This window comes from Infirmifilum sp. (assembly GCF_049970975.1).
Lineage (GTDB): Archaea > Thermoproteota > Thermoprotei > Thermofilales > Thermofilaceae > Thermofilum > Thermofilum uzonense.
Genome location: NZ_JBMFLX010000095.1, coordinates 1 through 5,040 on the forward strand (window position 1 = coordinate 1; position 5,040 = coordinate 5,040).

Here is a 5,040-nt window from a genome sequence, read left to right on the forward strand (position 1 = left end):
GAAAAGATAAAAGCTCGCTTTGAGAAAACTTAAGATGTGGGACTTAGTCGTAGAAGCCTAATCCTGCTGGTAATCCTGATACTTATCCTAGCCTTTGCGACACGCGTATCCTTTTCAGCTCCTACTTATTCTTCCCAGAACTTTGACGTGTACGACAATGCTGGCGCTGGATCAGCATACGCACAGAGCGTTGCCAATGCATTTGAGGCTGCACGATCAGCTCTTGTCAACCGGGGAGTAGGGCTTTCGCCCCCTTGTAACGGTAACAAGTACGCTGTCTACATTCAGAGCCTTTCCGGTAGTGAGGCTGGACTTACCACATGGCAGTACTCTTACGACCCTAATACCGGGAAAATCCTGAGCACCTGTATAGTGAATATAAAGATAACCCCAGGTCTATCCCAGTCTATCCTAACACACACTGCTTACCACGAGATGAATCACGTAGCACAGCTAGCCTATGTACAGTACAAGAACGTACTGGAGAGTTATCCATGGTACGTAGAGGCCAGCGCTGAGGGGGTTGCCGGGGCGCTCTCGGGTATCTGCGGGTGGGAGCCTTCCTACTTCCTCCAGTACAACCTCTACACCACCAACCCCTACTCCTTCAGCAACGCTGCCCCGCAGAGCTACGCTTATGGAGCCTTCTACAACTGGGTCATCTCGTCGGGATATGCGGGTGCCGCTACCTCTTTCTCAGCATCGTTTTCAGGCAGCTCGGTCATCTCGGACTGGATAAACTCCGCCTACACGAGTTTTCTCCTTGCACTCGCTAAAGGTGTCCAAATATGCGGGACGACATACCGACCTAGCTACCAGCAGGTAACGCTGGCCCCCTCTGGCTGGAGCACGCAGTTCTCTCTCGACGGTTTGAGTGCTAAATACTTCACGATCAGCTTGCCCTCACCGGGCCTAGTCACTATCTCCACGACAGGGACTCTAAGGAGCAATCTAGCATTAAACCAGCCCTTCTACGTGTCAAACGGAAGCCTCATCTTGGCCCTGGTAAATCCTAGTCTCTCCCAGGCGAACTATCAAGTCTCAATAACATTCTCACCACCACTTACGGCAGAGATAAGGGATGGCGTCTTTAACCCCATAGATAGAAACCTCCAGCTTAGACTTTACGTAACTTATGCAGGCAAGCCCGTAGACGGTGCTGTACTAGTTAACGGGACGACGCTCACAGCCTCCTCGGGCTACGTGGACCTCACACTACAGGGCGTGAGCTGGGGCGTTTACCCCCTCAGCATAGAGTATTCTGGCGAGAAAACCACTATCACCGTTAGCGTTGAAAAGCCCTCCCTCCAACTCGTAACCCCGACCCCCCTCTACCTGTCTTCCAGTGCATATGGGAGCATAATCACGAGGGTGATTAACCCCAACAAGTTCAAAGTCTTAGCATCCTTGAAGGTTGTCGAGCCCAAGGTTGACAACCAGAGTATACTCGTGTACACCAACGTCCCCCAGAGCCTTACACTGCAGCCTGGAGCCACAGAGGTAAGGATAGAATTCAAGACTGTTGGATCTATTAGTAGAGCCTCTGGGAAAATTATACTCCAGCTAGACCCTGGCAATAATGTTGAGGCAAGCCTCCCTGTGGAGCCCGCCTCGCTTGCCGTGACCCTTGCCTCGTATAACTCCGAAAGCGACAAGACGATTGTCAGCGTAATTATACAGCCTCTATCATTACAGACACAGGTTCAGATCTCCGGCTTCTCGGGCAGTGTTGCCGTGCCGTACGCAACTTACTATGTTGGAGTTGTGACAGTAGACCTGCCCCGCTATACTGTAACTCTGACAGCCTCGCCGAAGATCGTGGCGCCCAGATGGTTACTCGCGAGCGTCAACGCCACGGTATTCACTTCGTCTTGTCCAGCTTATCGCGTGGAATACGAGGTGACCGTTAGAGTGAACTCCTCCATCATCGGAGTCTCCAAATTTCAATGCGGCAGCAAGCCTCAACTGTCCACTGATCTAAACTTCACCCTGAACCAGCTGAACGATATTATTCTCATAGCTAACGGCAACCCTTCCTGGAGCACGCGTGTCGCTGTAAAGCCACCGCGTATAGCCTGGAGGATCCTTGAGTGGAGGGTACTTGACAACGGGAGCCTGGTAAGACTGCTCGTCAATGTCTCAGGCCCCCACAAGTACCTAGTGCTGGGACATCAAGTCTACAACGGGAGCATAACACTTGAAACATTCCTGCCAGCCCCCGAGAAGCAACTCCGAGTAGACATAGGCTTCGAGACACTTCGGACCGTAATGCCTAACGTTACCTTGAGTCTGAGAACCCCTGAGGTCGCGATTTACCCGACAAGGGTTAAATCCACCCTTATAGTTAACACTAGTTCTTACCTTGACGCATTCTTAGAGGTACTACTGGACGGGACACAGGTAAAGAAGATTCGAATAACCGGATCAGGATCAATAATGAAAGAGCTTGAGCTAGAACCCGAGGCTCCTGGAGAGCATGCGGTCACTGTCGGCTCTTGGTTTGCCGAGGAGTCTAAAAAATTCTTCTATGTAAGAGTCGAGAAAATCACCGTGAATGCTCCTCCGCTAAGACTAATAGGCGCGAAAGCCGAGACAAAAATTATCATTAACTCTCATCCACCCTTGCCTCTACCCATAAACGTTTCACTGAAAGGCTGCGAGGAGAAAACCTTTCAACTCCATGGGAACTCTTCTCTAACCTTGAGCTTTGATAAAGTGTGTAGTCTACGCTTAACAGCCAGCATCTTAAACTACACTGCCGCTACAACCATAACGTGGGATAAGATTAATCTAGGATTAGAGGAGGTTTTAGGCTTTATCGACTCCGCAGCCATAATACCCACGGGAGCTGTAAGTGGATACGCAGTCTTCACTAACGGAACCAGGATCCCAGCCCCAGTGAAGGTAAATGGACAGGAAAACTACACAATAGCTCAGCTGGGCAAGGCGGTGTTAACGCTAAGCGTCGAGTACATGGGCTGCTCGAACTCTACGAGTCTCGAAGTATTCCTTGTACCAAAGGATACGTATTTAAGGTCTCTTGGGATGGTCAACGCGCTGGGCAGACCACGAGCACTTGATGAACAGCTCCGCTTAGCGGTCGTCTCGGGCAATTGGAAGACCATAAACAGCGCCCTAGATGTCTACGAGAAATCGTCAGAGGCTACAGCCGCATACGACCCTCTCCGTCTCCTCTCCCGATGGCTTCTCGAGAAGTGGGCTTCAGAAGGTGATCCCTCCCTTCTAGCATTATCAGAGTGGATAACGCGAAACGAGGTACCGCTATACGCGGTTATGGGAACAATACTCGCGGCAACAATACTGTTGCTTAAGAAGTTCAGAAGAAAAACATCAATGAAGGGGCGCGAGTTAGGTCAGGAAGATCATAATGCTTGAGCCGCTGGAAGCGTGTAAAAAGTCCTAGCTACGATCCCGCCCAACCTCTTTAGGACTCTTCCAGTTTCACTCTCCCCGTCAACGATTAGAAACTTCGAGTTTTGAAGTCTCGAAATTATGTTGAAGATCCTTTCCCTCGTAGCTTCATCAAAGAAGAGCTCATCGAGGACAATCAACTTCTCCACCACCCCCCACTCTGTAACGCGTTCAACATTTTCAATGCCCACGATCACTCTCTGCGAACCTTTAAGAAGCTCCTCTATAAGCGCATTAGCCTCTTGTGCCTCAGCCAGAGATCTGATCTCGGTGAAGAGATGCCTGAGATCCTGACGCCTCAAAAGCTCGTAGATTCCTGCCTCGCCCCCCTCGCTGACTTTTATAATCCGCGCCTTGATGCCCAGGCTCTCTAGAGTCTCCTTTACGGCCTCGACAAGCCTCTCAGTGGTAAGAACAAGTATCTCATCGTAGTTTGCAGGATCGTAAGCACTCCTAACAACTTCCAGGTGTTCCTTGAGAACAGGAAGTACCGACTCCCTAATACTGGCATCCTTGTCTGTCCTCCTTGGATAGTATGGGAAGCTACCCTTCAACTCAACACCTATGGGCGAGAGTACACCTATGCTGACCTCGTCGTCGCCAATAGAGATTGCGAGAACCCTCCGTATGATGGAGGTAGCCCTTGAAAGAATCTCCTTGTCAAAGTAACCGAGGCCTTCTTTCCTTATTATTGTGACCTCGTCTCCCACTCCTATGCTTAGCGTGTGGAAACTACCCTTTATGTGGAGATCCTCTGGAGCCTCAACAACCCTCCCGGTCAGCCTCATCGTCTTCGTGAACTTACTGTAACCTATCTTCTCAAGCTCGATCCCTACATACACCCTGACCCTCTCACCCTTCTCACTACCCAGCTCCCGCTCAACCCTGAGTTGACGGAAAGTCCAGGCATAGACTAAATCCCCTTTTCTCAGGATCATGGACAGGTAGTAGAGATCCTCAGGCGTCTCGATGATCACTTGCAGCCTTCCACGTCTCTCGTCCAGTTCGAGCACCCGCATAGATGAACCCTTCATTGACCGCAAGTCACGTAGAAAAATACTTGGTTCAAAAGACCTCTACTACTCCTTGAGTCTAATAGTGTCACAGGGCATCCCAGAGCCCAAGGGCGTCCTCCAGGCTCGCGATCATCCTTGCCAGAACTGTCCAAGCGTCAAGGCTACGGCCCCCGAGAGAGAAGACCTGGTTTGCCACATTATAGACTTCATTGCTGAAGTCTCCATGAGGGTAGGCACCTATTATTACCGCAGGGTTCTCGTAGCCTATCAACTTTTCCGCTAGCCTCTTAGGGGTTGTCGGAGCGCCGGACTCGTTGAGGAGTGCCACGAAATCGGTATTATTCTCTTTTAAATGGTCGGTGAGGGACTTTCCAGTCTTCCACATCAAGATAGGCTCGCCCGAAGGGGGGACTCTCCCTATGGAGAGAAGTTGGCTCATAACTCCTAGGAACCTATTGTAGTTTCGAGGGACTCTCGTAGATGGGTTGACTTCGATCACTTCTCCGTTAATGGTGTGAATGGTTGTCTTCAGGAGGCCTAGCTGGTTTAGCAGGCTACCCTGGCTGATAAGGAGGCATACGTGTACAATGTC

3 protein-coding genes are annotated in these 5,040 nt (G+C 50.6%); 1 reads left to right on the forward strand and 2 read right to left on the reverse strand.

Going from position 1 to position 5,040, the window contains the following annotated elements; genetic code table 11:
* Nucleotides 1-36: 36 nt before the first annotated feature.
* Nucleotides 37-3,396, forward strand: a complete 3,360-nt coding sequence (locus ACP5KC_RS08675) for a hypothetical protein (RefSeq protein WP_428287299.1) — start codon at nt 37-39, stop codon at nt 3,394-3,396.
* Here the strand turns inward: ACP5KC_RS08675 and ACP5KC_RS08680 are convergent.
* Both ACP5KC_RS08680 and ACP5KC_RS08685 read right to left on the reverse strand, forming a co-directional pair.
* Nucleotides 3,384-4,451 (reverse strand): hypothetical protein, encoded by a 1,068-nt coding sequence (locus ACP5KC_RS08680; protein ID WP_428287300.1) that lies wholly within the window; start codon nt 4,449-4,451, stop codon nt 3,384-3,386. The genes ACP5KC_RS08675 and ACP5KC_RS08680 overlap by 13 nt on opposite strands.
* Before the next feature lie 82 nt (nt 4,452-4,533).
* Nucleotides 4,534-5,040 (reverse strand): 16S rRNA methyltransferase (locus ACP5KC_RS08685; protein ID WP_428287301.1); only part of this gene is annotated, 507 nt, incomplete at its 5' end.